The sequence below is a fragment of the Caballeronia sp. RCC_10 genome (genome assembly GCF_041360715.1).
Classification (GTDB): Bacteria; Pseudomonadota; Gammaproteobacteria; order Burkholderiales; family Burkholderiaceae; genus Caballeronia; species Caballeronia grimmiae.
In genome coordinates, this window is record NZ_JBFUPT010000022.1 from 44,439 (window position 1) to 69,644 (window position 25,206).

Consider the following 25,206-nt stretch of genomic DNA (forward strand, 5'->3'; position numbering starts at 1 on the left):
GGATGGCATCGAATCGTAAATGGGCGGGCGGCGGCCTGCTCGTCGTCAGCGCGTGCTCGCTGATCGGCTTTCTGCTGCTGTGGGAACTCGTGTGCCGCGCCGGTCTCGTCGAAGCGGTCTTTCTGCCTGCGCCATCGCAAGTGCTGGCGCGCGGCATGCGCATGTGGAATCAGCATTCGCTCTTCGACAACGTGCTCGCGTCCACGCGCCGCGTGATGGTCGGCTTTCTCGCGGCAGCGGTCGTATCGATACCGCTCGGCATCATGCTCGGCACGTCGCGTGTGGCGCGCGCGGTGTTCGATCCGCTGCTGTCGTTCCTGCGACCGCTGCCGTCAATGAGCTGGATTCCGCTTTCGCTGCTGTGGTTCGGCATCACCGAGACGCAGAAGTACAGCATCGTTTTCATGGGCTCGTTCGCGCCCGCACTGCTGTATGTGATCGACGCGACGCGCAGCATCGACCCGATCTTCATCCGCGCGGCGCGCAATCTCGGCGCGAACCGCTGGCAGGTCATGTTCGAAGTCATTCTGCCCGGCTGCATTCCGCAGATTCTGTCGGGCATGAAGGTGATTCTCGGACTCTCGTGGACCTGCGTGATCTCGGCCGAACTCGTCGCGGCGCAACAAGGTCTCGGCTTCATGATCATGAACGGACGCGAGTTCTTCCAGACCGATACCGTCGTGCTCGGCATGGTGCTCATCAGCATCACGGTGCTCGTGACGGATGCCGTGTTCCGGCTCATCGAACGCGGAGTGCTGTCATGGCAACGATGAATCATCCGATGATCCGGCTCGAAGGCGTCGCGAAGCGTTATGGCGCGTTGCAGGTGTTGAAGGAAGTCGATCTCGATATCGCGAAGGGCGAGTTCGTCGTGCTGCTCGGCGCGTCGGGCTGCGGCAAATCGACGATGCTCAACATGATCTCCGGCTTCGAGCAGCCGACGCAGGGCCGCGTGCTCGTCAACGGGAAGGAAGTGAAGGATGTCGAGCCCGCATGCGGCATGGTATTTCAGCAATACGCGCTCTTTCCGTGGAAGACCGTGAGCGAGAACGTCGCGTTCGGGCTGAAGATGCGCGGCGTCGGCAAGGCCGAAAGGCGCGAGGCGGCGCGGCGTCATATCGAAGCCGTCGGACTGAAGGGCTTCGAGGACAGCTATCCCGGCAAGCTGTCGGGCGGCATGAAGCAGCGCGTATCGATCGCGCGCGTGCTCGCGAACGATCCGGACGTCATGCTGCTCGACGAACCCTTCGCCGCGCTTGACGCGATGACGCGGCAAGTGCTGCAGGAACAACTGCTATCGCTCTATGAAAAGAGCGGCAAGACCATCGTCTTCATCACGCATTCCATCGACGAAGCGCTGATGCTCTCCACGCGCATGATCGTGATGGGCGCGAAGCCCGGGCGCATCGTGCAGGACATCCGCAACGATCTGCCGTTGCCGCGCAGCGCCGAAGTGCAGCTTTCGCCCGCGTATCTGGAGATGAAGAAATCGATCTGGGAAACGGTGCAGGCCGAAGTCATGAAGGGACTCGAAGGCGCTGCGTGAAATCGCTTCTGCTCAGCATCGTTTTCGCTTATGGATGCGGCGTTGCGGCAGCGACGCGGCACACTGCATCATCATCCGCATGAAAAAGGACGCGCAACAGTGAATACCTATGACGTGGTGGTGATCGGGGCCGGCGTGATCGGCAGTTCCGTCGCGTTTCATCTTCAGAAGCTGGGCGCGAAAAGCGTGCTCGTGCTGGATCGCGCGACTATCGGCGCGGGCACGACGTCGCAATCGTCGGGCATTCTGCGCACGCATTATTCGGTGAAGGAGAACGTCGAGCTCGCGCGCAAGTCGTGGGCCGTGTTCAACGACTTCGCGGCCTATCTCGGCGATGAAGAAGCATCGTGCGGCATCGTCAAGAGCGGCTATATGATCGTCGCGGCCGATGGCGACAAGGTCGAGCCGTTGCGCGAATCGCTCGAACAGCAGAAGAGCCAGGGCATTCCGCTCGAATTGCTGAGCGCGCAACAGGCGCACGAACTCATGCCGATCGCGCGTTTCGACGATGCCGCACTGATCGGCTTCGAGCCCGAAGCCGGTTTCGCCGACGCCTATCTCACGGCGACGAGTTTCGCGCGCGCCGCGCGGCGCGGCGGCGTGACGATCCGCGAGAACGTCACGGTGAATCGCTTGCTGATCGCGAACGGCCGGGTGCGCGGCGTATCGACAAGCGCGGGCGATTTCGCGGCATCGATGGTCGTCAGCACGCAGAACATCTGGACGCCGGAACTCGCGGGCTGGACCGGCGCGACGCTGCCGGTGTCGCCCGAGCGTCACGCGGTGCTCGCGCTCGAATGCGAAGGCGCGGCCTATACGTACACAATGCCGGTGTTCAAGGACCTCGCATCGCCGGGCATGCTGTATTGCCGCAGCTACGGCGGCAATCAGATGCTCGTTAGCGAAGGCACCGCCGGCGAGAAGCTCGGCACAGCGGACATCGAACAAGGCGATATCTCGATGGACTATGTAGTCGAAGTCGGCGCGCAGGTCGCCGAACGCTTCCCGGCCTACGAGGCGGCGGGCATCGCGTCGTCGTGGACGGGGGTGTACGACGTCACGCCCGACTGGAATCCCGTGCTCGGCGCGTTGCCGGGCATCGAAGGTCTCGTCGTCGGTTATGGCTTTTCGGGGCACGGCTTCAAGTTGTCGCCGACCGTCGGCAAGGTGCTCGCGCAGGCCGCGCTCGGCTTGCCGACCGATGTGTCGCTCACGCCGTATTCCGTCGAACGCTTTGCGACCGGCGCATTGTTGACCGGCAAATACGGCGTCGGCGCGGTGTCCTGAGGCGCGCGGCGTCGCGCTTTTCTCATCGGATTCGAACCAGGGAATGCAACCATGAAGGTCATGGCAGCAGTGAAACGTGTTGTCGATTACAACGTGAAGGTCCGCGTGAAGGCGGATGGAAGCGGCGTGGAAACGAGCAACGTGAAGATGTCGATGAATCCGTTCGACGAGATCGCCGTCGAAGCGGCCACTCGCCTGAAGGAAGGCGGGCACGCGAGCGAAGTGATCGCGGTGACGTGCGGTCCGGCGCAAACCACGGAGACGCTGCGCACGGCGCTAGCCATCGGCGCGGATCGCGGCGTGCTCATTCAGACGGACGCGGAATTGCAGCCGCTGGCCGTCGCGAAGTTGCTGAAGGCCGCGGTCGAGCGCGAACAGCCGCGACTCGTCATCCTCGGCAAGCAGGCCATCGACGACGACGCCGGTCAGACGGGCCAGTTGCTTGCCGCGTTGCTCGACTGGCCGCAGGCGACCTTCGCGAGTCACATCGAGATGGGCGCGGATACCGCCACGGTCACGCGCGAAGTGGATGGCGGTCTCGAAGTCATCCAGGTTGTGCTGCCTGCCATCGTGACGACGGATTTGCGCCTGAACGAGCCGCGTTACGTGACGCTGCCCAACATCATGAAGGCAAAGAAGAAGCCGATCGATACGCTGAGTCCCGCCGATCTCGGCGTCGATCCTTCACTGCGCCTGAAGACGCTGAAGGTCGTCGAACCGGCGGCGCGCAAAGCGGGCGTGCGCGTGAGCGACGTCGCCGCGCTCGTCGACAAACTCAAGAACGAAGCCAAGGTCATCTGAATGAGCACACTCGTCATTGCGGATCACGACGGCGCGCGCCTCAGGGCGGCCACGCTCAATACGATCGGCGCCGCGCGCCAGTTGAACGCGCCCGTGCACGTGCTGGTCGCGGGTCACGATGCGCGCGGCGCGGCCGATGCCGCGAGCCGTATCGAAGGTGTGGATCGCGTCGTGCTCGTCGATGCATCGCATCTCGCCGATGGTCTCGCGGAGAACGTCGCCGCACAGGTGCTGATGCTCGCGCCGTCCCATACGCATGTGCTCTTTCCGGCGACGGCGTCGGGGAAGAACGTCGCGCCGCGCGTCGCCGCGAAGCTCGATGCCTCGCAGATTCCCGATGTCATCGCCATTCACGATGCCGATACTTTCGACCGGCCGATCTACGCGGGCAACGCCATCGCCACCGTGCAATGCGATGACGCGATCAAGGTCCTGACGATCCGCACCACCGCATTCGATGCCGCGCCGTTGTCCGACGCTTGCGCTCCCGTCGACACCAAAGAGGCCGTCGCGGGGACGCTGCGCGCGCGTTTCGTGCGTCGCGAGGTGGCGGTGAGCGAGCGGCCCGAGCTTACGTCCGCGCGCATCGTCGTCTCGGGCGGGCGCGGCATGGGAAGCGCTGAGAACTTCGCGCTGCTCGATCCGCTCGCGCAAAAACTCGGCGCGGCGGTTGGCGCGTCGCGCGCGGCTGTCGATGCGGGTTTCGCGCCCAACGACTGGCAGGTCGGACAGACGGGCAAGATCGTCGCGCCGCAGCTGTATGTCGCGGTCGGGATATCGGGCGCAATTCAGCATCTTGCCGGCATGAAGGACGCGAAGGTCATCGTCGCCGTGAACAAGGACGCGGAAGCGCCTATCTTCAGCGTCGCGGATTACGGGCTCGTGGGCGATCTGTTCGAGGCGGTGCCGCAGCTCGTGAAGGGGTTGTGATGGGCTGAGTCCCGTGGGATTGACCGCCTCCTGATCCTGCCTGAAGCAGCGTTTCGATGCGCGTACTTCGTATGGACTTGGCCTGTCCCCACATAGGACCGCCCTCCCGTGTTCGAAGGCGACGAAAGCGCGAATCATCGACGACGCCACCTGGCTCGACAGCGTTTCCGAATCCAATCAAAAGATGCCGTTTCACCCCTTTCCGCGGCCCTCTCTCCCTTGGCTAGCCGTCACGAAAGGATCCGCCCGCCATCGACGAGCAGCTCAACTGATGGCGCGCGGCCGGGCAGACATTGCCTTGTTCGACGCCTTGATGAGCAGTTACAGGACAGTCGGATTGTTGCCCGGGTAGGAGGTGCTCCTGAGCTTCGCGGTGAGTACGATCAGCATCCACCCGCAACGTTCCAAGGCCGAAGCCGTCATTGATAGCCTCGACGACCGAGTCGCTGAGGTTGCGTGAAGTTGCCAGCTGCTGCCCGACGCGATTGGCCGCCCACTTTGCCGTTTGCTTCCGCGCGGCTTCAATGGCCGCTGCTTGAAGTATTACGGTCGCTCAAATGTCCTCACTGGTGGCTGTCCGTATGACCGGAACTGGCCGATGGTGTTGAAAAGCCCGGCGAACTGGAGGTCAGCTCGATGCTCAGCGTCGCAACGAGCCGCGTTAGCCTACCTTCGACAACGAGAATGCGTCCAGTCCGAGGTTTGCCGCCAGTTCATCCGGCGAGCGCAAGATGTGCGTTTCGCAGGGAAGGAGCGCGGCGGCTTCGTCATCGACGGGCCAGCCGATGACACGCATGTTCGCCGCGATGGCGCCGCCCGCGCCCGTCGGACTATCGGCCGCGACGACCTCTTCCGGCGCGAGCCGCAGGAGCCACGGACGCACGTTGGTACCGCTCCGGGCTCGGCTTGCCGTAACGTACCTCATCGACGCTGACCGTGTTGAGCGAAGGATCTTCGATGCCGAGCGCGCGCAGATTGGCTTCCAGCACCATGCGTGAAGCGTTCGAGACAATCGTCGGCGTGATGCCGGCCGCCTTCGCCGCGCGATACGCCTCAAGCGCGCCAGGACGCGGCGTGAGCCTCGATCCGCCGTTCAAATACGCCGCGCACGAAACGCCGACCGTTCACCGAAATCGACCGCAAGCCCGAATCGTTCACGAACGAGCGCATGCACTTCGCGCCTCGGCGCTCACCAGCATGTTCAGGAACGCCCGCACTTTCGCGCTCAAGAGGCGTCGGGAACTGTAAAGCGCCCATATCTCGACGCCGGGGCCCGCTTCGCAGCCGATCATCGTCAGCCGCTTCGCAGCGATATCCGATTCCACGAGCAGGTGAGGCAGCAAGCCGGCGGCCGCGCCGTCGAGCACCGCTTCGCGAACCATCAGAAGCGACGACAGGCGCAGCATCGGCTGCGGCGTAACAATGCGCTCGCTGCCGTCGCTCAATCGAACCGTCCACGCGGGATGGCTGGCACGCGCGAGCACCACCGCAGGCAGCGAAGGACCCGCATTGCTCAACGTGTTCGCGAGCGATTCCGCGAGCGCGGGCGTGGCGACGAGCACGCGGCGATCGGTGGCGATCGCGCGCCCGATGAGCAACTCGTCGGGCGAAGGATTGACGCGTATCACCAGATCGTAATCGTCCTGCAACGGGTCGACGATACGATCTTCCGCGACAACCTCCAGCTCGACCTGCGGATACGCCAGCGCAAATCTCGCGGCGGCGCGTGCGAGCACGACATGCGCATAGACCATCGGTGCGCTTACGCGCAGGCGCCCGCGCGGTGTGGGCGCACGCGATGCGATGTCGTCGCCCGCTTCGTCGATCTCCGCGAGCAGACCGCTCGTGCGCTCGAACAGCGCGCGCCCCTCTTCCGTGAGGCGCGTCGTGCGCGCGCCGCGTTCGATGAGCCGCACGCCCAGCTGTTGTTCCAGTTCCGCGACGCGCCGCGACAGCGTCGCCTTCGGTCGGCCCGTCGCGCGCGCGGCCGGACCGAAACCGCCATGTTGTGCGACGGCGATGAAATCCGCGAGCGCGTTCAGATCCATGACCCTTTCCTCTATCGTTCCGCTGACGGGACAGCGTGTCTTGAATTCGGCGCTTTCGCAAGGTTTTCGGAACGCCTATCGTAGCAGTCACCGGCTCGCACCGAGCCTTCACCTTCCAGGAGCTGACATGAGCATTCTCGTTACGGGCAGTACGGGCATCATCGGCACACAGGTTCTCGACCATCTCAAGGACAGCGGTGCCGATGTGCGCGCGCTGACGCGTTCGCCCGAGCGCGCAGATCTTCCGGCAGCCGTGACGCGGGTGCAGGGTGAACTTGCAGATGTCGATGGACTGCGCCGGCAATGCAAGGCGTGACGACGCTGTTCCTGCTTGCGCCCGTCGCCGCCGATGAGCTCACGCAATCGCTGCAGGCGTTAAGCATCGCCCGCGAGGAAGGCGTACGCGGAATCGTCTATTTGTCGGTGTTCAAGGGCGAGGAATACGTCGATGTTCCGCACTTCAGTTGCAAGCGCACCGCCGAACGCATGATCGAGGCGTTCGACATGCCCGCGACGATACTTCGTCCCGCCTATTTCATGCAGAACGACGCGCGTCAGAAGGAGCCGATGCTCGGGCAGGGCCTCTTCGGCATGCCCATTGGAAGCAGGGGAATTTCGATGGTCGATGTCCGCGATATCGGCGATGCAGCCGCGCGCGAGCTTCTGCGCCGGGACCGCTCGGACGTGCCACTGCCCTCGGAGACTTACGCGCTCGTCGGCCCGGACGCGATCACGTCGGCAAATGTCGCGGCGATCTGGTCGGAAGCACTCGGCCGCGAAGTGCAGTACGGCGGCGATGATTTGGATCGGTTCGAATCGTATATGAAGACGATGACGCCGCCGTGGCTCGCGTATGACATGCGGCTGATGCTGCAGCGTTATCAGCAGGATGGGGCAGTGGCATCCGCTGGCGAGATCGAAAGGTTCAGTCAACTGCTCGGGCGTGCGCCGCGCAACTACCATGACTTCGCACTCACCACGGCAAGCGAGTGGGGAGGCAAATAAAGTGCCGAACGCCATCCTTTGCGTCGACGCCGCTTCAAACAGCACGTTGTTCGTACCTCAGTTTCTTCACGAGTCCGCCGAAGCGACAACTCTTCTTGAGTCCTAATCGTCGATTCGACGCTAAGCGGCAAGAGTCGCCGCGCGTCCGGAAGGTCGATTCGCGAAGCCTCGTTCAGACCGTAAGGGTTTTTTAGGCGCCTACCGACTGGATATGTCGCATCGCTCGCGAAACGTACTCATCTTTCTCGCCTACGGGTGCAACGTAATGCATCGCGCTGGCGGCTTCTTCTGTACTCATGAGACGACTGATGATCCAGGTCGCAAGATATTGGGACGCGAAGCATCCGCCTGCCGTCGCGATGTTGCCGTTCGCAAAGAACGGCTGATTCAACACGTCGACGCCTGCTTCGACAACCCAAGGCTTGGTAGTCAGATCCGTGCAGGCCGACACGCCATCCAACAGTCCCAGCTTTGCGAGTACGAGCGTCCCTGAGCACTGTGCACCGATCAACTGCCTCGACGGGTCAAGCCGCAGTTGAGCCATCACCCCTGCATCTGCGACGACCTCCCGAGTTTTGCTTCCGCTACCCACGATCACCGCGTCGGCGTTGGCAGCCTCCGTCAGCGGGACGTGGGCTTCAAGCACGACCCCATTCATTGAACAGACACGCGACGAGGGGCTCGCGATGGACACCCGCCAGTCACTCCGCTTAACCCGGTTGAGGATGCCCAGCGCGATTAATGAGTCGAGTTCGTTGAAACCGTCAAAGGTAAGGATGGCGATATGCATAAGGTCGTCCCTGATTGAATCGCCGCGCGCAGCGCCCGGTCGCGGCTGGATGTGCTGTCGGAGGGCGTCGCCGATATCGGTAGATGCGAGCGTTTGCCTAGCACGCATCGTATGCGAGAGAATTAAGACAATCAAATAATTGTCATGCATACGCTTTCCGATGGTCCAACCACGCTACAAAGCCATAGTCGACGCTTTCGCCGCAGATATCAGATCGGGCCGGCTTTCGCCGGGCGCTCGTCTGCCGACCCACCGCCAGCTAGCAAGACGGGAGGGAGTCGCGCTCGTTACCGCCTCGCGCGTCTATGCGGAGCTCGAGGCAATTGGACTGGTCGTTGGCGAGACCGGGCGCGGTACTTTCGTCAGGGAAACTTCACTCCCGGCGGGGCTAGGCATAGAGCAACAAGCCGCCCTTTCGGGTCTGACCGATTTGAATTTCAACTCGCCATCGCTACCGGGCCAAGGCGAAATGCTCAGGAGTGCCCTGCGCGAACTAGCGTCGTCGGGAGATCTGGAGGCGCTTCTCCGCTATCAGCCGCACGCCGGAAGGCAACATGAGCGAGCCGTTTTTGCCCGTCACCTCCTGGCGCGGGGAATGGAAGTAGCAGCGGAACAGATATTGATCGTTAATGGGGCGACTCATGGATTGGCGGCCGTCGTGCTGGGATTGTTTCGCCCGGGCGATGTACTAGCGGTCGACGCGTTGACTTATCCCGGTTTCAAGCTTCTCGCGGAAACGATGCGACTCGACCTCGCACCTGTTCCCATCCGCAGCGATGGCCTGGACCTCACCGCGTTGGCGCGCATTTGCAAAGACCGCCATGTTCGCGCGGTCTATACGATGCCGACGCTGCACAATCCTCTAGGCTGTGTGATGACACCTGAGCGACGGCAAGAGCTAGTTGCGATTGCCCGCAAGCACGAATTGCTGATCATCGAGGATGCGGCATATGCTTTTCTTGTCGAAGATGCGCCGGCGCCTGTTGCAGCAATAGCGCCAGAGCTGACCATCTATGTGTCGGGCTTGTCGAAAAGCGTCGCGACCGGGCTGCGCGTCGGGTTTGTTGCAGCACCAGCGCATTATGTGCCGATGATCGAACGCGCCATTCGCGCCACGGCTTGGAACACCGCCGGCGTGATGACGGCGATTGCCTGTAACTGGATTGTCGATGGCACAGTCAGCCAGCTAGAGGCCCAGAAACGCGATGATGCAAGGGTCCGGCAACAGATCGCTGCCGAAGTGCTAACGGGAATCACACGCATCGCGCACCCGGCCTCATATTTCATATGGCTTCCCTTCACAGAGGACGTGCGAGCAGATCTCGTTGCCATGGCGCTGATTCGCGAGAACATTGCCGTCTCGACAGCAGAACCATTTGCGACGACCGAGCAGGTACCGCACGCAATTCGTCTTGCGCTTGGATCGGTTGATCTGACATCGCTGCGTGAGTCGTTAGGAACGGTGCGAGACGCTATCAATGCCTACACGTATTGATCAAGCCGATCTTGTCAAGCAATCACTGAGCGTTGCGAACGTCACCGACTGTCCGGTTACCGGTCATCGTGGCTCCGACCACGAAGTTCTTTGTCGGCCGTACCGGCCGTTCCAATCTGAGCAACCGGAACGGCCGCTTCCGAAGTACTTGGGACGCGCCCACCCAACATGAGTAGGGCGTTTCAGCCGTCCTCGACAGTGACATAAAGGTCGTTTTCAGCCATGCATCAGACGACAAAAACCGCCGTCGACGCGCGCAACCCGCCCGCCTGAGCTTCGAGCGCATTCGTGGCAGCCGCGGCCTCTTCAACGAGCGCTGCATTCTGTTGCGTGACCTGGTCCATCTGCGATACCGCCTGGTTGACTTGCCCGATGCCCTTGCTTTGCTCTTCAGAGGCAGCGGCGATTTCGCTCATCAATCCAGTGACTCGCCTAATGGCTTCTGTAATCTGCGTCATGGTTGCACCAGCATCCTCGACGTGGGTGGTTCCAGCGCGCACTCGATCAACCGACCTGTCGATCAGATCGCGCACTTCTTTCGATGCCGCTGACGACCGTTGCGCAAGGGATCGCACTTCCGAGGCGACCACCGCAAAGCCTCGCCCGTGCTCGCCCGCTCGCGCGGCTTCGACGGCAGCATTCAGGGCCAGGATGTTCGTCTGAAACGCTATTCCCTCGATGATTCCGGCAATCTCCGCGATCTGCTTAGAGTCGCTGTTGATCGCTTCCATCGTCGCTACAACATCGGAGACCACACTTGCGCCGCGGTTGGCGACGTCTGCCGCTGCAGAAGCCAGACGATTCCCTTCGTGCGCGTTACTTGTATTGTTAGTAACCGTTGACGTCAATTCTTCCATGCTTGCTGCAGTCTGCTGGAGTGATGCCGCCTGTTCTTCCGTACGCTGGGAAAGATCGAGGTTGCCGGCCGCAATCTGCTTGGACGCAGTTGCGATCGAATCCGCAGAGGTCTTAATGGCCGTGACGGTTTGCTTCAGTTGCCGCTGCATACGGCTAATCGAATACAGAAGGCTCGTGCGATCATCCGGTTCGGTCACGACCGACACCGATAAGTCGTTGCCCGCAATACCGTCTGCGATTCGAGCTGCGTATTCCGGCTCTCCGCCAAGCGTGCGTCGCAGGGAACGGTTAAGCAACACTGTAGTCAGCGCAAGCAGCGTGGCCATGCCAGCGAGCACCAGAAGCGCGCGATATACCGACCGCATAAAGTCCGCCTGAAGATCATCGAGGTAGACACCCGTCAGAATCGTCCATTGCCACGGCTTGTATGAGGCGACATGGCTGAGCTTGGGCACGCTTTCGCTTGCGCCCGGCTTCGGCCAGCTATACCGAAGGAAGCCCTCGCCGTCGCGCTGTGCAAGCGCTACCGCATCGGACCACATGTGAACGCCGTCCTTGTCCTGAATGTCTTTGGCGCTCTTGCCTTCCATCTCTGGCTTCGTTGAGTGCATCACCAGCGTGACATTGGGATCGATGATGGCGAAATAGCCATCGTCGCCGTAACGCATCACGCGCACGCGCTCGGCCGCCTGTTTGCGGGCTTCGGCGTCCGTGAGCTGCCCCGTCTGCACTTTTGCCGCGTAGTCTTTGATTGTATTGAGGGCAGCGTCCGTGACCGCGCCGAGCGTGGCGCGACGTTCCTCGAATCGGATCGCGCGCATTTCAAACGCATCGAAGATTGACAGTGCAGTGAGGCACACGAGGCTGATCGCCAAGGGGATCCACATGCGGACCCGGAAGGGAATGGGTTTCATAACTAGTCGGTCAGTAGAAACCCTTATTTACGGCAAAATTACCGATCGCTTGAGCGGCTGGGCGCGGTTTGCGCAAAAAAAGCCGCTCTTCTGAAACCCGAGTGTGGCGTTTATCGCAAGAGACCATGTCTACGCCGTGTCTCGACTAGCTTCGGGCGCAAAGGACGCAGGGATCCGGCGACGCACCAGAGGCCACGAAACGTGCGAAGGAGCAGCCTCCGTCGTGAACCAATGCTGCTGCGCCGACTCTGGAAGGTCGCCATGCCGGCGCCGCCCGAATTCGGCTTTTCTGACATTGAACTAGGGCGCACTGGGGAATCGCATGCCCATTGACCTGCTCAAGAACGACCGTGACTATCGAACGCTTCGAGCATTCGCGAAGGCGCGGGCAAGCGGTTTCAGCCGCACCTTCGTCAAGGCTTTCACTGCCGACGTTCCAGAGGGCTTGGCGGGTCGGGAGCCTCGTTACACATGTGCAACTGAAATTGACCAGCGGCCCCCGCTGTGGAAGCGCGCACTCGAAGCCGTGCGCGCGCCGGGCTACCGGTTCCCGCACGAGGTGCCGCGTTGCCCGCCAGTGGTCTTGCTTGTTGTCGAACGGCATACCGCAGGGCTGACGTCTGTCGAAACAGAGGCCAGAATCGTCCGTGACCTCCACGCGACGAATGTGAGCATCTGCGTCGCGATAGACGGCGAACTTCCAATGGTTATCAGGGTTCGCTCCCGGTAGGCGACCTGGCGCCGCTGACTTAGCGGATGCTGCCTTCGCCGCGCTCGCGAAGGCATGACAGCCCGTCCGACTGCGAGCATGCGCACGGTCTCGTTATCAGATTCTGCAGACCCGGACGCGATGCGCATCGTCCGTCGAACGCGCTGCCGTCCTGTGCGCAATGAGCATCTGCTCGCGGCAAGCGTACTTGAGAAGCGGGCGGGCGTGTCGCCCGGCGAGCCGCGTAGGCCAGAAAGGGACGGAACTGTGATTAGCGTTCGCATTAAGCGCAACGACTTCTATCCAGCGCTTTACCTCCGCCCAAACCGACCGGCGACTAGGCTTGCGCGAATTAGTCGAGCAACTCATGAGCCGTTATGGGGTCGCCGCACAACGTCGGGACGAAACCCCGCAATTGGCCATCGACCCTCGTTACATTACTCACAAATCTCTTGTGCACCGGCCCCGGGCGTGACGCGTTAAGCGCTCATTACCAAGGAGCCGACATGGCCAGCATGACCAGCGCGAACAAGACGTCTTGCGCAGAAAAACCTTCCGCCCGGATCTTGATCGCTCTTGCCACCGGATTGTCGTTGGCGTCGATCAACGCCTCAGCACACGTCAGCGTGGGTATCGGCTTGGGATATGCGGCGCCCATGTACGCCGCACCGCCTGTTTATTACGCCCCGCCCCCGCCGCCGCCTGTCTATTATTCTCCCCCGCCTCCGCCGGTGGTGGTCTATCAAACGGCGCCAGCACCGGTCGTTTATGGCGAAGACTGGCGACAACGCGAGTGGCGTGAACACGAATGGCGGGAGCGCCGTGAATGGCGGGAGCGCCAAGAGTACGAGCGGCGACGGGCCTATTACGGCTATTGATGCACTGCTGACGGGCTATCCGAAGTTTGGACAGATGCCGGGCTTCGCGAGTAAGTCCGTTCCCAAGTAAAGGTCGATGGCTCCGGTATGCGGTACCCGTCTCCGGGGCACCGCCTGTCGATTGCGCCTCTCCCGCCCGCCGCCTTCAATCACAGCCCGCCGCCAGGGGTAATCCAGGCAGGCAGTCGCTGGCTGCGTGACGCCGTTCATCATCCGCTATTCGGCTCACGATGACCGATGCTCACCCGCGTCGCGCCAAGTCGCCTTGCGAGCGCTTCGCCGCCGTTCTGCATGACGTAATCGTGATTCCATTCAAAGAGGGGGCGCGCCACGGGCGCGAGCAGATTCATCCAGCCACGGCCGGTGCGCACGCGCCAGTCGTATCGCACGGCGGTGATCTCATCGCTCGGTGAGAACGTCCATCGCCCGATGCCTTCCACATCGCCGCTCGCCACGCCTTCGAGCAACGCGAGCGGCTCGACGCGCGTGACGCGCATGTCGAAGCGCACTCGATACGGCAAGCGCCCTTTCCACACATAACTATGCAATGCGCCAACGCCATCTGCCGCACCGCTTTCCACTTCGCTCACATGCTCGACGCATGTCCACCATTGCGGCCACGCAGCCGGATCGTGAATGGCGTCCCATACCGCCTGAAGCGGCGCCCCGATTTTCCAGACGGTAACGAACCGATATTCGCTCGCGTGCACGATCGTCTCTAGAGTGCTTACTTTCCCCCGGATTCTGCGCCATGGCCTCGTCGATCTCGTCCAGCGCTTCCGAGCGCACGGAACCGGGCCACTTGGTCGATCGTGACTTGCCCCCTTTCCGGCGGGAAAACCTTCCAGTCGTTCCTGGCGAGGACTCGCGCCAACGCGAGTGGCGTGGGCATGAATGGCGCGGTGCCGGGAACGGCGGAGCGCCGAGAGTAAAAGCGCCGACGCGTGTACTACGGATATTGAGTCTTCGAGACATCGATTGCGACGCCAAAGAAAGCCCGCATCACGGAACGTTAGCTGGCTGAACCTCGGATGCGATCTACCCAGTGCGCCCAGAGCCAAGAGAGCGCAGTAATAGCCTAGATGCGATTCCGCAACGTTCAAGAAAAAGCCCGCACTCGGGCCTGAGTGCGGGCGAATTCTCGTCCACCGAGAGAGGTAAGACGAGGAGGAGACACCCTATGTCAACAATCGTCATACCTGATGCTTCGGCTAACGCGGTGCAAAGCTTTGTTCCCCATCCTTAGGGCGGGGACAACCTCTGCGCGGCGCTGGGCTTGACCACGCTTGTGGCTGACGCGCGGCGCTTGCTTTAGCGAGAGAAAGCGGCAAAGTCAGAACCGGGGAGAGAAAAATGAGCCCCGCTAGTCAAGGGCGGCATGTCAGTCGCGAAACGCAGCGTTCCGCTGGCCATTGATAACTATTGATAAGCGGTAGAGTTACGACGACGACAAACTTACAGATTAAAACCGTTATTAGCGCAGACCTTGGCCAGCAGCTTGAGGGGCACGTGGCGAAGCTGATTGAAACGGGCCGTTACGGCTCAAAGAGCAAAGTGTTGCGCGAAGGCGTGCGACTGAGTTCAGGATCGTAAGACGAAGCTTGCCGCAATAGATGCCGTGATCGAGCGAGGCATTGCCGATTTCGATGCCGGCCGAGGAAAGCCCGCCCAAGAAGTGTTCGACCGGCTCGAAGCCAAGTATCAGGCGATGGTGAATGGCAAGGCATGATTGGTCGGATCCTGCCGGCCGCCGAGGCCGAACTCGAGGCCATCGGCGACCACATCGCCCGCGATAATCCATGCCGCGCCTTAAGCCTGGTTCGTGAGCTGCATAAAAAGTGCATGAGGCATGCAGACATGCCGCTCGCCTACCCCTTCGTCCCTGGCTACGGCGATCGCGGCGTCCGGCGTCGTGTTCAAGGGGGCTATCAGATTTTCTACCGCGTCCCGGGACAGCTGTACCGCATCGACGTTATTCACGTCCCGCATCGCGCCCGCGACATCACCGCTACCCTTTTCCCCTAGACGCACGAACGAAAAAAGCCCAGGACGAGTTGAGTGCTGGGCAAGCCATCGGCCATGCCGGTGGCGGAGGTGCTAATAAGCAAACCGGCCGTCTGCGATATTTGGCAGCGGCCAGTTCTCTAGTATCTACCGCGAGCGTCTTGGCTCTATCGGTCGATCAATGACCGAAATAGACAGGAGCGATGCTATTGCCGGTGTGAGCGGGGCCGCCCGATGCCGACGAAGTGTCTGCCACACCGCCATAGCTCGATTGCCCGTGTTGAGCCGCAACCTTTGCTTCCGCTGCCTGGATCTGTGCCGGATACGTCGTGCGGTCCATGCTCGGGTTATAGCCGGCGCGTTCGAGCTCAACCAGCTCAGCCTTTACTTGCGCACGGGTCAGCGGTTGGCTTTGAGCGAACGAAGAAATTGCCGGGATAGCGAGTGCAGCGGCGACAATGATGGATGCGAGTTTCATGATACTTACCTCCAGAATCTTTGTTTTCGCAAACAGCCCTGTTTGCGTTTCAGTGACTCCAGTATAAGTAAGCGTACGCTTAAGATTAATGAGCGATTGGACAACTCATAGTTGCGATATTCGGGATAACCCTTAATCGCTGTGTGGCGCTGTTAGAGTCAATCCCGAAGAAGTCTGCGACGCGCTGCGGCTCTATCGCGTGCCGTATCCGGTGACGTATGCGTACCGTGAAGGCAGCCCGCACGATTGCATCGGTTTCGACAAACGGGCGGCTTTCGCCGAAATCACCGAGCATTTGATCGGCCTCGGACATCGGGCGTTTGCCGTGCGCGTGCAGCCCACGCGCGACAACGACCGCGTGCAGCGCGGGTCGCGGGTACGTGCGGCGCTCGAACGGCACGCGGTGCGGCCTGAATATCTGCTCGAAGGTGAATCGTCGATCGGATTCGGCAGGCGAAGCCTGCGCGCGATCTGGCAGTCGACGGGTGAACGACCCACGGCGATCATCTGCGGCAACGATCACATTGCGCTAGGCGTCCTGCGCGAAGCGGACGATCTCGGCATCGACATTCCTGGCGAGTTGTCCGTGACCGGTTTTGACGATCTCGCGATCGCGAGCGAATTGCGTCCGTCGCTAACGACAATGCGCGTCGATACTGCCGAGATCGGACGTCTCGCCGCCCAACATCTGCTCGATGCGCTCGACGGCGCGCCGTCGCGCCGCGGCCACGAAGTACGCGCAGTGCTCCCGGTGCGCGCTTCGACGGCCCCTCCCCCCGCTGACAAGCAAGCCGAAACCGCCAGTCAATCTGTCACCAATCCGCTACGCTACATTCCACTTGGCAGTTCCAGAATGACCAGCGTTTGCCCTTCGCGCGTCGCATACGTCAGCACGCCGATGTCGATGCCCGTTTTCAGCGCGAGCGCATTGAGCGACGTGGATCTGCCTGATCCGGATTCGCCGATGATCTGCGTGTCGCCGCAGCGAAGGAAGAACGGCTTGCCGTCTTAATCGCAGCGCCCACGAACGACCGAGGAGCGACGGCCTGTCGCGGACTGATGCGTTTTGCGGAGGGCGTGTGATCATGTCAACCGGTTCACCCACGTGTCGGCGGACCGTCGAAGCTGCCCTTCTTCCTTGGGTACAGTCATTGACGCAACGCTCGATAGCAGACAGCCGGGCAAGTTGAACGGGTAGCAACGCGTAGCGAACACGGAGATCGTGAATCCGTGCCATCCAGTACGCTGCGCCAATTGGCAACACAGTTTCTCTTGACGCTTGTACGAGCTACCACCTTTGCTAATGCGCCTTCGCCATACGTGTCTCGGGACGCTGTCTCGGGAGACTCAGCGGCACTGCATGCCCGTGCAATCCGACAACAAGCAAAGGGCGAGGTGCGTCAGGATTCGGGCGACGCCAAGGAAGACGGGAAGGTGGATGAAGCCGACGACGCGTCGAAGCCGTAAATCTTTTCGCATCAAGGGAAACACCCGCTTCGAGTGCTTGAGTTTTGCGAAGCCCGCCGTTTGAAGCGGTTTTTTGACGCCATCAATCGGCTTCAGTTCATGGGCCCTTAGCGCACAACGCACTCACAGCGTAGCGTGTCGGTCTCCTACACATCCGTATCGATCGCGCGTTCGTTGATCAGCGAAGATGCGTCAATCCATCGTGGGTTGCCAATGGCTGCGCGGACCCGGACGGGCACCGATGTGCGAGACCTCGCCTTGCGTCGAAGAGGAATCGAGCTGCGCCGCGATTCGCTCAAGCTCATCAAGCAGCGAAAGCAGTTGCGCCTGCTGGACCGGCGCCGCGGCGGGTGCTTGGCGCAACATCTGTATGCGCTCGCGCCAATACGACACCGGCCATGCGACACTGCGGTGCCAGTGCCGGGAGCGGATCATCCTTGCCAGGTGATCGATTTCCCGCTCGATGAAAGGTTGCGTGATGTGGGTGAAGTCGGATTGTTGAATCACGGTCGTGCCCCTGATGGCATCTCTGGCTGGCGGACGCTTTGCGTCTGCCCTAAGCCCCCTGAGAATGATGTTAGCATTTGCTTATCAGTTTGATAAGCATGCGGACGCCCAATGTGTTGCATCGACCGCTTAAATGCACACTCGAAACCTGTCGCAGTGGCCACGTCGGGGCGAAGGGCGAAATCGGGTCCGATTTGCGCGTCCTAAGGTCGCGCTCGCTATCCGACGATCTTGCATTCGCAACGACCCAGCTCCGGACAACTGCATCGGCCTGCGGAACCGGAGCCTCGGATGTCGTTCGTAGCCCCGGAGGTGGCGGACGCTGTCGTGCCCGCGCCCTCCCTGGCATGATCAGGTCTGCGAAGAGAAGCTCAATCTGGGTTCCGAGCTAGTGCTTCCACGGCGTCATACGAGCCGTGCTACACGAGCGTTTTATACCCGCCCTGGCTTGGAATCATCGCCGCGACTTCCGCCACGTAAGGCCGGTCGTTGCGAACCAAGATTGTCTCGTTACGCGCAAAACTCGGCGACACGTCTCCGCCGTTGTTGAATCGACGGTTCAGCCGCTACAGCAGGAAGTAGAGCCTAACAGTCTTGCCGTGGCCGGGCTTCGAGTGAATGCCAACGGCGCAGCCGGATTGTCTGGCGAAACCATAGGCCATCGACAGCCCCGTTCCTCGAAAAACTGCCGGCGATTCGGCAGCCCCGTAGGCATGTTGAGATTTGGGAACCGCACGTTCCCTTTTCCCAACGCCGTTGTCTCGGCCGCCGAACGCCAACGGATCGATCATGCCAAGCGAGGTAGAAGACATGGCCCTATTTCGGGCCAAAAGGTGACGACGATCGGCGGTACGGGGAAAACCTACGGGAAAACGCTCGATTGACCGGAGACAGCCGTCCGCCTACTGTATCGATACACTAAATCGATACAGCCGCGCGGCGCCTCTTCGCATGCGCGAAACAGACTCGTCCGCGCTCACGCGGCAATCAGGAGACACACGATGCACTCGAATTCCCGGCGGCGGTTCCTTCAGGCAGCCTCGGCAGCGTCGCTCGCGGCGGCGGGCGCGAGCTTTCCCGCCATTGTGCGGGCGCAGCCGGCCGTCACGCTAAGGCTGTCATCCTCGATGCCCGCGAATCAAAACGCCGCCCACTACGTGTGGTATGAGAATCTCGCCGCCAACTTGAAGGCGAGCGTGGGCGACCAGATTCGCATCGACTACTTCCCGAACAACCAGCTCGGCAAGGAAAGCGACGTCGTGCAGCAGGTCAAGGTGGGCGCCGTGGACATGATGGTCACCGGCTCGTCGATCTGGGCGACAGTGCTGCCGGAGCTCGGCATGCTGGACCTGGGCTACGTGTTCGACAGCTTCGACCACGTTGGCCGCGCGATGGACGGCAGCGTCGGCAAGTCGTTCGACAGCATGCTGCAACAGCGCGCCGGCTGCTCCGTCATGACGTGGGGCTATTCCTTCGGCGGCCGCAATGTCTTCACCAAGAAGCCGACGCAATCGCTCGCGGACATCAAGGGCGTGAAGCTGCGTGTGCTGCCCACGCCCGCGTTCATGGAAACCTTCAAGCTCATGGGCGCGGTGCCGACCCCCATTCCCATCGGCGAGCTGTACATGGCCGCGCAAACGGGTGTCGTCGATGGCTTCGAGCACGATTGCGCGACCGTGCTCGCCAGCAAGTACGACGAGGTCGTGAAGTCATGCTGGCAAACGCAGCACGTTTTCAGCCCGCTCGTAGTCGTAATGGGCCGCCGCGCGCTCGCAAAGATCCCCGAGAACCTGCGTCCCGCGTTCCAGAAGGCCGCACAGGACGCCACCGCGAAGCAGCGCGTCGCGGCCATTCAGACCGCCGCCAGCGCCGAGCAGGAACTGAAAAAGCGCGGCATGACCTTCTATCCGATGTCGCAGGCCGATCGTGACACCGCGCGCAAGGAAATGCAGACGCAGTTGTACGCGAACTTTGCGAAGCAATATCCCGCGACCGCACCGCTTTTTACAGCCATCGCCTCGGCCCGGGCCTGATCGAAGGAAGGACGCCATGACCACTTTCTCCGCGACGCCCGGCCCGGAAGCGACGCTTGCCGCACCGGGCTTCGGTCACGAGACGCCGCTCGCGCGCGGTCTCGTGCGCCTGATGCACGGCATCGAATATCTTTGTGCGGCTGTGCTCGCGGCGGACGTGCTGGTGGTGTTTCTGTCCGTGATCTACCGCTACTTCCTGCACGATCCGTTCGACTGGGCCGAGGAAGTCGCCCGCGCGCTGATGATCGTGCTGGTCTTCGTCGGTGCGGCCACCGTGCTCGGGCGCAGCCAGCACGTTGGCGTCGATCTCTTTCGCGGCATGCTGCCCAAGCGCTGGCAGCCGGCGCTGGTGCATGCCGGCCATTGGGTGATTGCGGGCGTCGCCGCCAATCTGTGCGTGTCGTCGTGTCTGCTGCTCGTCGATTCGTACGGGCAGATGACGCCAAGCGGCCTGCCCGCGTGGATCAACGTGTATCCGCTCGTCGCGGGCAGCATGTTGATGACAGTGTTCGCGCTCGCCCATGCGCTCAACGGCACCCGCAGGATCGTGCTCGGCACGCTGATCGAGTGCGTGGTGGTCGCGGCGGCAGTGTATGCGTGGAACGTCCTTGTACCGGGTCATGCGCTCCGGGCCGGCGCGCTGCTCGCCATCGGCTTCATCGGTGGACTCGTGCTCGGAGTGCCGATTGGCTTCGTGCTTGCCTTCTCGGCCCTGCTCTACTTTCTCGCAGAACCTACCCTGCCGATGCTCGTCTATTCGCAGCAGGTGATGGCTGGCACCGATCACTTCGTGTTGCTCGCCATTCCGTTCTTTGTGCTTGCCGGTCTCCTGATGGAAACGAACGGCATGTCATCCCGCCTGATTGAACTGCTATTACGCATCTTCGGGCGGGTACGCGGCGGACTCGGCCTGATCACCATCATGGCGACGGCGTTCTTCTCGGGCGTGTCCGGCTCCAAGCTCGCCGATATCGCCGCGGTCGGCGGCGTGGTGATGCCCGCCGTGCGCCAGAGCCGCCAGGACCCTAACGAAGCAGCCGCGCTGCTCGCATGCAGCGCCGTGATGGCGGAGACTATCCCGCCGTGCGTCAACATGATCATCATGGGCTTCGTCGCGAACATTTCGATCGCCGGGCTGTTTCTCGCGGGCGTCGTGCCCGCCGCGGTGCTCGCAGTGGCGCTCGCGATCGTCGCCGTGATCTTCGGCCGGCGCATCAACATCGCCGATGCCCTGACGAACCCGCGTGCGTGGCTGCCGCTGCTCGGCGGCGCGCTCGTCGCGCTTGTCATGATCGCGATGATCGGCAAGGGTGTGACTTCGGGCATCGCGACATCGACGGAAGTCTCCGCGTTCGCCGTGGTTTATGCGCTCGTCGTCGGCTGGCTCGCGTTCCGCGAACTCACGCCGAAGTCGATTGCGCGCGTAATCGTGCGCTCGGCTTCGATGGCGAGCAGCATTCTGTTCATCGTGGCGGCGGCATCGAGCGTTTCGTTCGCGTTGACCATCGAGCAGATTCCCGCGCTCGTGTCCGATTCGATGATCGCTTTCGCGCATCAGTACGGCCCGACGATGTTCCTGCTGCTGTCCGTGCTCATCATGATCGTGTTCGGCGCAGTGCTGGAAGGCGCGCCCGCGCTCATCATCTTCGGGCCGCTGCTCACGCCGATCGCGACCCAGCTCGGCATCCATCCACTGCACTTCGGCACTGTGATCGTCGTTGCAATGGGTCTCGGCCTGTTCGCTCCGCCGGTCGGTCTCGGCCTGTTCGCGACCTGCGCGATCACCGGCACGGAGATGAAGGCCGTGGCGCGCCCCATGCTTAAATATATGCTGGTGCTGTGCATCGCACTGGTGGCGCTGGTCCTGGTGCCGTCTTTTTCACTTTGGCTGCCGACCCGGCTCGGCCTGTAGCCGGCAGAAGTCAACGCTTATGAGCACCATTCAGGATGTGGCCCGCGAAGCCGGCGTGTCCGTGAGCACCGTATCGAACGTGCTCAACGGTCGCACCGATCAGATGCGCCAGGAAACGCTTGCGCGCGTGCAGGCCGCGATGAGCACGCTTCGGTATCGCCCCAGCACGCTGGCGCGTCAGCTCAAGACCGGGCAGACGCCGATCGTCGGACTGCTGGTGCCGTCCATCGCCAATCCGATGTACGGCTACATTGCGCGCGAGGTCGAGACGTATGCGCAAGAGCGTTTCGGCTATCGGGTGATGATCGGCAACACATATCGCGATCCCGCAAAGGAAGCCTCGTTCTTCGAGGACCTGCTCTCGCAGGGCGTGCGCCGCGTGATCGTGATCTCGTCCCTCGCCAATGAGCGTCATCTGGAAACCGCCGCCGGACGTGGAATGGTCGTCGTGAGTTACGACCGCCGCGCGACCGAAGGCGAGGCGACGCGCGTCGACCACGTCACGCCCGACAACTTCGAGGCTGCACGGATGGCAACACGTCATCTGATCGTCCACGGTCACACGCGGCTCGCGTTCGCGACGCTGACTGGCGTCACGATGAGCCGACGCGACAAGATCAACGGCTTTCTCGCCGCTGCCAGCGAGGCCGGCCTGTCCGAGTGCGCGCAGGTGCTCGACAGCGGTCCGGTCAACGAATACGGCGATTCGATGATCGCGGAGAACGGCCGCGCGCTCGCGCGCCGGCTGGCGGGCGACGATGACCGCCCGACCGGCATCGTCGCGGTCAACGACCTGATGGCGCTCGGTCTGATGGCGGGCTTGCGCGAATCGGGGCTGCGCGTGCCCGAGGACGTGTCCATCGTCGGCATGGACGGGCACTTTCTGGCGGCGATCTCGAACCCCGCGCTCACCACCGTACAACTTCCAGTGCCTGCCATGGCCGCCGCGATGGTCGAACGGGTGATGCGTCCGCACGATGAGCCCATGCCCGCATCGGAGCAGGCGCTGTTCACGGATATCACGCTCGTAGAACGCGAATCGGTCGCGCGTCCGTGCGGCGCCATGCCGATAAAGATGCAATCCAGGAACAGGACATGAACAAGGTATTCGTGAGTCATCCCCGGCACAGGCTGGACCATTATTTCGGCGCCCGTGCGGCGGCCGCGCTGGCGAAGATCGCCGACGTCGCCTACAACACCGAAGAACGTGAGCTGACCACCGCCGAACTTGCCGACAAGGCACGCGACGCGGATGTCGTCATCGCGTATCGGCAGACGCCTGCGCCGCGCGCGCTGTTCGAGGCGCTGCCGAAACTGGCTGCCTTCGTGCGTTGCGCAGTCGATATTCGCACCGTCGATGTCGATGCCGCGAACGAACATGGCGTGCTCGTTACGCAGGCGAGCGCGGGCTTCGTGCCGGCGGTATCCGAATGGGTGATCGGCGCGATGCTCGATCTCGCACGCGCGACGACCGCGTATGCGTCGGCATATCACCGTAACGAAGCGCCCGTGCCGCAGATGGGCCGCGAACTGCGCGGCAGCACGCTCGGCGTGATCGGGTACGGACAGATATCGCGCTATCTGTGCGAGCTTGCACTCGCATTCGGGATGCGCGTGATGGTGTCCGATCCATACGCGCGAATCGACGATGCACGCGTGCACGCGGCCGATCTGGACGCCCTCCTTGCGCAGGCCGATTTCGTCGTCTGTCTTGCACCGGCAAACCCGCAGACCGCGAATCTGATGAACTCGCGCGCCTTCGCTGCAATGAAGCCCGATGCGTATTTCATCAACGCGGCGCGAGGTGAACTGGTCGATGACGCCGCGCTGCTCGCCGCGCTGGAAAGCGGACGCATCGCGGGATGCGCGCTCGATGTCGGGCGCGCGGCGGATCAAATGCCATCGCCTCGGCTGGCTGCGCATGAGCGCGTAATCGCGGCGCCTCATGTCGGCGGGTTGACGCCGGCCGCGATCGAGCATCAGTCGATGGAGACAGTCGCCCAGACGGGGGCGCTGTTCAACGGGCGCATGCCGGACGGCGCGGTGAATGCGGCGCACGCTTTCCGGCTGGCGCGCTGGGGCCACGCGGGCATCGGCGTTCCGGCGGATGCGCGATGAAAGCGCCGCTTTCTTTCGAGGGCGCGTGCGATTGCCACATCCACGTGTACGAACAACGCTATCCGCTCGCTCCGAGCGCAACGTTCATCCCGCCACCGGCGCCTGCATCGGCGTATGCGCAAGTGCAGCGCACGCTTGGCCTGTCCCGCGCAATCGTCGTGCAGCCTACGGGATATGGCTTCGACAATCGCTGCACGCTCGCCGCCATAGCGAAGCTGGGCCATGGGGCGCGCGGCATCGCGGTCGTGCCGCGCGATGTCGGCGATGATGAACTGCAGCGTCTGCATGACGCCGGCATTCGTGGCGTGCGCTTCATGATGCTCGCGGGTGGTGTTCTGCCGTGGGACGTGTTAGCGGAGATGTCCGCGCGTATCGCGCCACTTGGCTGGAACATCGACCTGCAGCTCGACGGACATACGTTGACGCAACACGAGGCGATGCTGTCGCGTCTCGGGTCCAGACTCGTGATCGACCACCTTGGCAAGTTCCTCGCGCCTGTCACGCCGCAGAGCGAAGGCTTCGCGTCGCTGTGCCGTCTGCTGGATGGCGGGCGCTGCTGGATCAAGCTGTCGGCGCCGTATGAAAGCTCCCGCGTCGGTGGCCCCGCATTCGACGATGTCGCGTGGCTCGTTAGCGAGCTGTCCTCGCGGTATCCGGAGCGGGGACTGTGGGCATCGAACTGGCCGCATCCCAACGTGCGGCCCCTGCCTGACGACGCCCACATGCTCGACTGGGCGATGCATCTTGTCGAGGGGGACGAAGCGCGCCGAAACATTCTTGTCGACAATCCCGCTGACTTGTACCAGTTTCAAGCGGGTTAGCAGCGCCTCCGCACTTCGATTATTGGAGCATCGCGGACTGGTGTCTCGCACTTGCTATCCACAGTCTCGGCCACCTTCGTTGCCGATTTACGCCCGGTTCACTGCCGCCCGAAGGACGTCCGGCGTGAGACGCATACGGTCGGCGAGTCGCGTCTGCCAATGAACGCCGACCTGTGCCGGCGTTAAACAGCGGATTGATTCAACGCGTCGCTCAAGCCATGCTTTGCATCAGGTGCTCACCAACGAGAAAGCTTTCTGCATCTAGCATAATCAACATGCGGTCCTCGAGCGTCGCAATTCCGGTGATATGGTCACTGTTGAGGTTCGTCGATAAGGCCGGTGTTTCTTTAATATCGTCCGCACTTATTTCGACAACATCGGACACGGAATCAACCACTGCACCTACTACGGTTCCCTCCACGTTCAAGACCACCACGACGGTCTGTTCGGTGAACGTCACGTTTGCGAGCCCGAACCGCACTCGCAAGTCGATGATCGGAATAACCTGACCACGCAGATTAATCACACGGCAGCCTCAAATCTGAAGTGCAACACCCGTTTCGTATAAGGTGTTGCGATGCACGAAAGAACTCAGTATCAGCAGC

The 25,206-nt window shown here is 62.1% G+C and carries 25 protein-coding genes and 2 pseudogenes; 17 read left to right on the forward strand and 10 right to left on the reverse strand.

All coding sequences use genetic code 11. The annotated features are described in order from the left end of the window. The first annotated feature begins 2 nt into the window (after window positions 1–2). The 5 genes from AB6804_RS26005 (at window position 3) to AB6804_RS26025 (ending at window position 4,564) form a co-directional block, all read left to right on the forward strand. A complete protein-coding gene (locus tag AB6804_RS26005; RefSeq protein WP_370888880.1) occupies window positions 3–773 on the forward strand; it encodes an ABC transporter permease in 771 nt (256 codons plus the stop codon). Next, the gene (locus tag AB6804_RS26010; RefSeq protein WP_370888881.1) at window positions 761–1,546 is read left to right on the forward strand and encodes an ABC transporter ATP-binding protein; all 786 of its coding nucleotides are present in this window, start codon (window positions 761–763) and stop codon (window positions 1,544–1,546) included. The genes AB6804_RS26005 and AB6804_RS26010 overlap by 13 nt, the downstream gene beginning before the upstream one ends. A 99-nt stretch (window positions 1,547–1,645) precedes the next feature. Beyond that, entirely contained in the window at window positions 1,646–2,833 is a 1,188-nt protein-coding gene (locus tag AB6804_RS26015; protein WP_370888882.1) for an NAD(P)/FAD-dependent oxidoreductase, read from the forward strand. A 51-nt stretch (window positions 2,834–2,884) separates the two neighbouring features. Continuing rightward, the gene (locus AB6804_RS26020; protein WP_370888883.1) at window positions 2,885–3,634 is read left to right on the forward strand and encodes an electron transfer flavoprotein subunit beta/FixA family protein; all 750 of its coding nucleotides are present in this window, start codon (window positions 2,885–2,887) and stop codon (window positions 3,632–3,634) included. After that, entirely contained in the window at window positions 3,635–4,564 is a 930-nt protein-coding gene (locus AB6804_RS26025; protein ID WP_370888884.1) for an electron transfer flavoprotein subunit alpha/FixB family protein, read from the forward strand. A 661-nt stretch (window positions 4,565–5,225) separates the two neighbouring features. Here AB6804_RS26025 and AB6804_RS26030 read toward each other — a convergent pair. The 3 genes from AB6804_RS26030 to AB6804_RS26040 are packed head-to-tail and all read right to left on the reverse strand — an operon-like array spanning window position 5,226 to window position 6,612. After that, complete coding sequence (locus tag AB6804_RS26030) at window positions 5,226–5,447, reverse strand: hypothetical protein (RefSeq protein ID WP_370888885.1); 222 nt, start codon at window positions 5,445–5,447, stop codon at window positions 5,226–5,228. Then, complete coding sequence (locus AB6804_RS26035; RefSeq protein WP_370888886.1) at window positions 5,395–5,661, reverse strand: HAD family hydrolase; 267 nt, start codon at window positions 5,659–5,661, stop codon at window positions 5,395–5,397. The genes AB6804_RS26030 and AB6804_RS26035 overlap by 53 nt, the downstream gene beginning before the upstream one ends. 57 nt (window positions 5,662–5,718) lie before the next feature. Continuing rightward, on the reverse strand, window positions 5,719–6,612 hold the full coding sequence (locus tag AB6804_RS26040; protein WP_370888887.1) for a LysR family transcriptional regulator: 894 nt from the start codon (window positions 6,610–6,612) through the stop codon (window positions 5,719–5,721). Between the two features lie 127 nt (window positions 6,613–6,739). On the opposite strand from AB6804_RS26040, the pseudogene AB6804_RS26045 reads away from it, so the two are divergent. Next, window positions 6,740–7,617, forward strand: a pseudogene (locus tag AB6804_RS26045) (NmrA family NAD(P)-binding protein). A gap of 190 nt (window positions 7,618–7,807) precedes the next feature. On the opposite strand, the gene AB6804_RS26050 reads toward AB6804_RS26045, so the two are convergent. Then, the gene (locus AB6804_RS26050) at window positions 7,808–8,407 is read right to left on the reverse strand and encodes a DJ-1/PfpI family protein (protein ID WP_370888905.1); all 600 of its coding nucleotides are present in this window, start codon (window positions 8,405–8,407) and stop codon (window positions 7,808–7,810) included. A gap of 160 nt (window positions 8,408–8,567) precedes the next feature. Here AB6804_RS26050 and AB6804_RS26055 point away from each other — a divergent pair, with 160 nt between their 5' ends. After that, a complete protein-coding gene (locus AB6804_RS26055; protein ID WP_370888888.1) occupies window positions 8,568–9,902 on the forward strand; it encodes a PLP-dependent aminotransferase family protein in 1,335 nt (444 codons plus the stop codon). 227 nt (window positions 9,903–10,129) lie between these two features. Here AB6804_RS26055 and AB6804_RS26060 read toward each other — a convergent pair whose 3' ends face one another. Further along, window positions 10,130–11,674, reverse strand: a complete 1,545-nt coding sequence (locus AB6804_RS26060; protein WP_370888889.1) for a methyl-accepting chemotaxis protein — start codon at window positions 11,672–11,674, stop codon at window positions 10,130–10,132. A 322-nt stretch (window positions 11,675–11,996) separates the two neighbouring features. Between AB6804_RS26060 and AB6804_RS26065 the strand changes: the two genes are divergently transcribed. Together AB6804_RS26065 and AB6804_RS26070 are read left to right on the forward strand one after the other, a co-directional pair. After that, a complete protein-coding gene (locus tag AB6804_RS26065; protein ID WP_370888890.1) occupies window positions 11,997–12,404 on the forward strand; it encodes a hypothetical protein in 408 nt (135 codons plus the stop codon). A gap of 494 nt (window positions 12,405–12,898) precedes the next feature. Then, the gene (locus AB6804_RS26070; RefSeq protein ID WP_370888906.1) at window positions 12,899–13,261 is read left to right on the forward strand and encodes a hypothetical protein; all 363 of its coding nucleotides are present in this window, start codon (window positions 12,899–12,901) and stop codon (window positions 13,259–13,261) included. A 209-nt stretch (window positions 13,262–13,470) separates the two neighbouring features. Here AB6804_RS26070 and AB6804_RS26075 read toward each other — a convergent pair whose 3' ends face one another. Continuing rightward, window positions 13,471–13,971: an SRPBCC family protein gene (locus AB6804_RS26075; RefSeq protein ID WP_370888891.1), complete on the reverse strand. Its 501-nt coding sequence runs from the start codon at window positions 13,969–13,971 to the stop codon at window positions 13,471–13,473. Window positions 13,972–14,770: 799 nt separating this feature from the next. On the opposite strand from AB6804_RS26075, the gene AB6804_RS26080 reads away from it, so the two are divergent. Beyond that, window positions 14,771–14,854: a hypothetical protein gene (locus AB6804_RS26080; protein WP_370888907.1), complete on the forward strand. Its 84-nt coding sequence runs from the start codon at window positions 14,771–14,773 to the stop codon at window positions 14,852–14,854. A 132-nt stretch (window positions 14,855–14,986) separates the two neighbouring features. Next, entirely contained in the window at window positions 14,987–15,286 is a 300-nt protein-coding gene (locus AB6804_RS26085) for a type II toxin-antitoxin system RelE/ParE family toxin (RefSeq protein WP_370888892.1), read from the forward strand. Window positions 15,287–15,443: 157 nt separating this feature from the next. Here AB6804_RS26085 and AB6804_RS26090 read toward each other — a convergent pair whose 3' ends face one another. Further along, the gene (locus tag AB6804_RS26090; RefSeq protein ID WP_370888893.1) at window positions 15,444–15,743 is read right to left on the reverse strand and encodes a DUF4148 domain-containing protein; all 300 of its coding nucleotides are present in this window, start codon (window positions 15,741–15,743) and stop codon (window positions 15,444–15,446) included. 160 nt (window positions 15,744–15,903) lie between these two features. Here AB6804_RS26090 and AB6804_RS26095 point away from each other — a divergent pair. Then, window positions 15,904–16,515, forward strand: a pseudogene (locus AB6804_RS26095) (substrate-binding domain-containing protein); the annotation flags it as partial. 887 nt (window positions 16,516–17,402) lie between these two features. Here AB6804_RS26095 and AB6804_RS26100 read toward each other — a convergent pair. Beyond that, window positions 17,403–17,717, reverse strand: coding sequence for a hypothetical protein (locus AB6804_RS26100; protein WP_370888894.1), 315 nt, complete (start codon window positions 17,715–17,717; stop codon window positions 17,403–17,405). Between the two features lie 566 nt (window positions 17,718–18,283). Beyond that, window positions 18,284–18,529, reverse strand: coding sequence for a hypothetical protein (locus AB6804_RS26105; RefSeq protein ID WP_370888895.1), 246 nt, complete (start codon window positions 18,527–18,529; stop codon window positions 18,284–18,286). Window positions 18,530–18,718: 189 nt separating this feature from the next. Here AB6804_RS26105 and AB6804_RS26110 point away from each other — a divergent pair, with 189 nt between their 5' ends. From AB6804_RS26110 to AB6804_RS26130, 5 genes are read left to right on the forward strand one after another with little or no spacing between them, the layout of a single operon-like run. Continuing rightward, window positions 18,719–19,750: a TRAP transporter substrate-binding protein gene (locus AB6804_RS26110; protein ID WP_370888896.1), complete on the forward strand. Its 1,032-nt coding sequence runs from the start codon at window positions 18,719–18,721 to the stop codon at window positions 19,748–19,750. A 16-nt stretch (window positions 19,751–19,766) separates the two neighbouring features. Then, entirely contained in the window at window positions 19,767–21,662 is a 1,896-nt protein-coding gene (locus AB6804_RS26115) for a TRAP transporter large permease subunit (RefSeq protein WP_370888897.1), read from the forward strand. A 19-nt stretch (window positions 21,663–21,681) separates the two neighbouring features. Continuing rightward, complete coding sequence (locus AB6804_RS26120; protein WP_370888898.1) at window positions 21,682–22,761, forward strand: LacI family DNA-binding transcriptional regulator; 1,080 nt, start codon at window positions 21,682–21,684, stop codon at window positions 22,759–22,761. Next, the gene (locus AB6804_RS26125; RefSeq protein WP_370888899.1) at window positions 22,758–23,780 is read left to right on the forward strand and encodes a hydroxyacid dehydrogenase; all 1,023 of its coding nucleotides are present in this window, start codon (window positions 22,758–22,760) and stop codon (window positions 23,778–23,780) included. Before AB6804_RS26120 ends, AB6804_RS26125 begins: the two co-directional genes overlap by 4 nt. After that, window positions 23,777–24,601, forward strand: coding sequence for an amidohydrolase family protein (locus AB6804_RS26130; RefSeq protein WP_370888900.1), 825 nt, complete (start codon window positions 23,777–23,779; stop codon window positions 24,599–24,601). Before AB6804_RS26125 ends, AB6804_RS26130 begins: the two co-directional genes overlap by 4 nt. A 211-nt stretch (window positions 24,602–24,812) precedes the next feature. Here the strand turns inward: AB6804_RS26130 and AB6804_RS26135 are convergent, their stop codons facing one another. After that, window positions 24,813–25,127: a chemotaxis protein CheW gene (locus AB6804_RS26135; protein WP_370888901.1), complete on the reverse strand. Its 315-nt coding sequence runs from the start codon at window positions 25,125–25,127 to the stop codon at window positions 24,813–24,815. Window positions 25,128–25,206: the final 79 nt, after the last annotated feature.

Bases quoted from the DNA above. Each gene is read 5' to 3' on its own strand.
- AB6804_RS26050 (WP_370888905.1), bottom strand. From the start codon at position 8,407: ATGCATATCGCCATCCTTACCTTTGACGGTTTCAACGAACTCGACTCA.
- AB6804_RS26110 (WP_370888896.1), top strand. From the start codon at position 18,719: ATGCACTCGAATTCCCGGCGGCGGTTCCTTCAGGCAGCCTCGGCAGCG.
- AB6804_RS26055 (WP_370888888.1), top strand. From the start codon at position 8,568: ATGGTCCAACCACGCTACAAAGCCATAGTCGACGCTTTCGCCGCAGAT.
- AB6804_RS26005 (WP_370888880.1), top strand. From the start codon at position 3: ATGGCATCGAATCGTAAATGGGCGGGCGGCGGCCTGCTCGTCGTCAGC.
- AB6804_RS26020 (WP_370888883.1), top strand. From the start codon at position 2,885: ATGAAGGTCATGGCAGCAGTGAAACGTGTTGTCGATTACAACGTGAAG.
- AB6804_RS26025 (WP_370888884.1), top strand. From the start codon at position 3,635: ATGAGCACACTCGTCATTGCGGATCACGACGGCGCGCGCCTCAGGGCG.
- AB6804_RS26085 (WP_370888892.1), top strand. From the start codon at position 14,987: ATGATTGGTCGGATCCTGCCGGCCGCCGAGGCCGAACTCGAGGCCATC.
- AB6804_RS26090 (WP_370888893.1), bottom strand. From the start codon at position 15,743: ATGAAACTCGCATCCATCATTGTCGCCGCTGCACTCGCTATCCCGGCA.
- AB6804_RS26125 (WP_370888899.1), top strand. From the start codon at position 22,758: ATGAACAAGGTATTCGTGAGTCATCCCCGGCACAGGCTGGACCATTAT.
- AB6804_RS26120 (WP_370888898.1), top strand. From the start codon at position 21,682: ATGAGCACCATTCAGGATGTGGCCCGCGAAGCCGGCGTGTCCGTGAGC.
- AB6804_RS26115 (WP_370888897.1), top strand. From the start codon at position 19,767: ATGACCACTTTCTCCGCGACGCCCGGCCCGGAAGCGACGCTTGCCGCA.
- AB6804_RS26065 (WP_370888890.1), top strand. From the start codon at position 11,997: ATGCCCATTGACCTGCTCAAGAACGACCGTGACTATCGAACGCTTCGA.
- AB6804_RS26130 (WP_370888900.1), top strand. From the start codon at position 23,777: ATGAAAGCGCCGCTTTCTTTCGAGGGCGCGTGCGATTGCCACATCCAC.
- AB6804_RS26010 (WP_370888881.1), top strand. From the start codon at position 761: ATGGCAACGATGAATCATCCGATGATCCGGCTCGAAGGCGTCGCGAAG.
- AB6804_RS26070 (WP_370888906.1), top strand. From the start codon at position 12,899: ATGACCAGCGCGAACAAGACGTCTTGCGCAGAAAAACCTTCCGCCCGG.
- AB6804_RS26040 (WP_370888887.1), bottom strand. From the start codon at position 6,612: ATGGATCTGAACGCGCTCGCGGATTTCATCGCCGTCGCACAACATGGC.
- AB6804_RS26105 (WP_370888895.1), bottom strand. From the start codon at position 18,529: ATGTCTTCTACCTCGCTTGGCATGATCGATCCGTTGGCGTTCGGCGGC.
- AB6804_RS26060 (WP_370888889.1), bottom strand. From the start codon at position 11,674: ATGAAACCCATTCCCTTCCGGGTCCGCATGTGGATCCCCTTGGCGATC.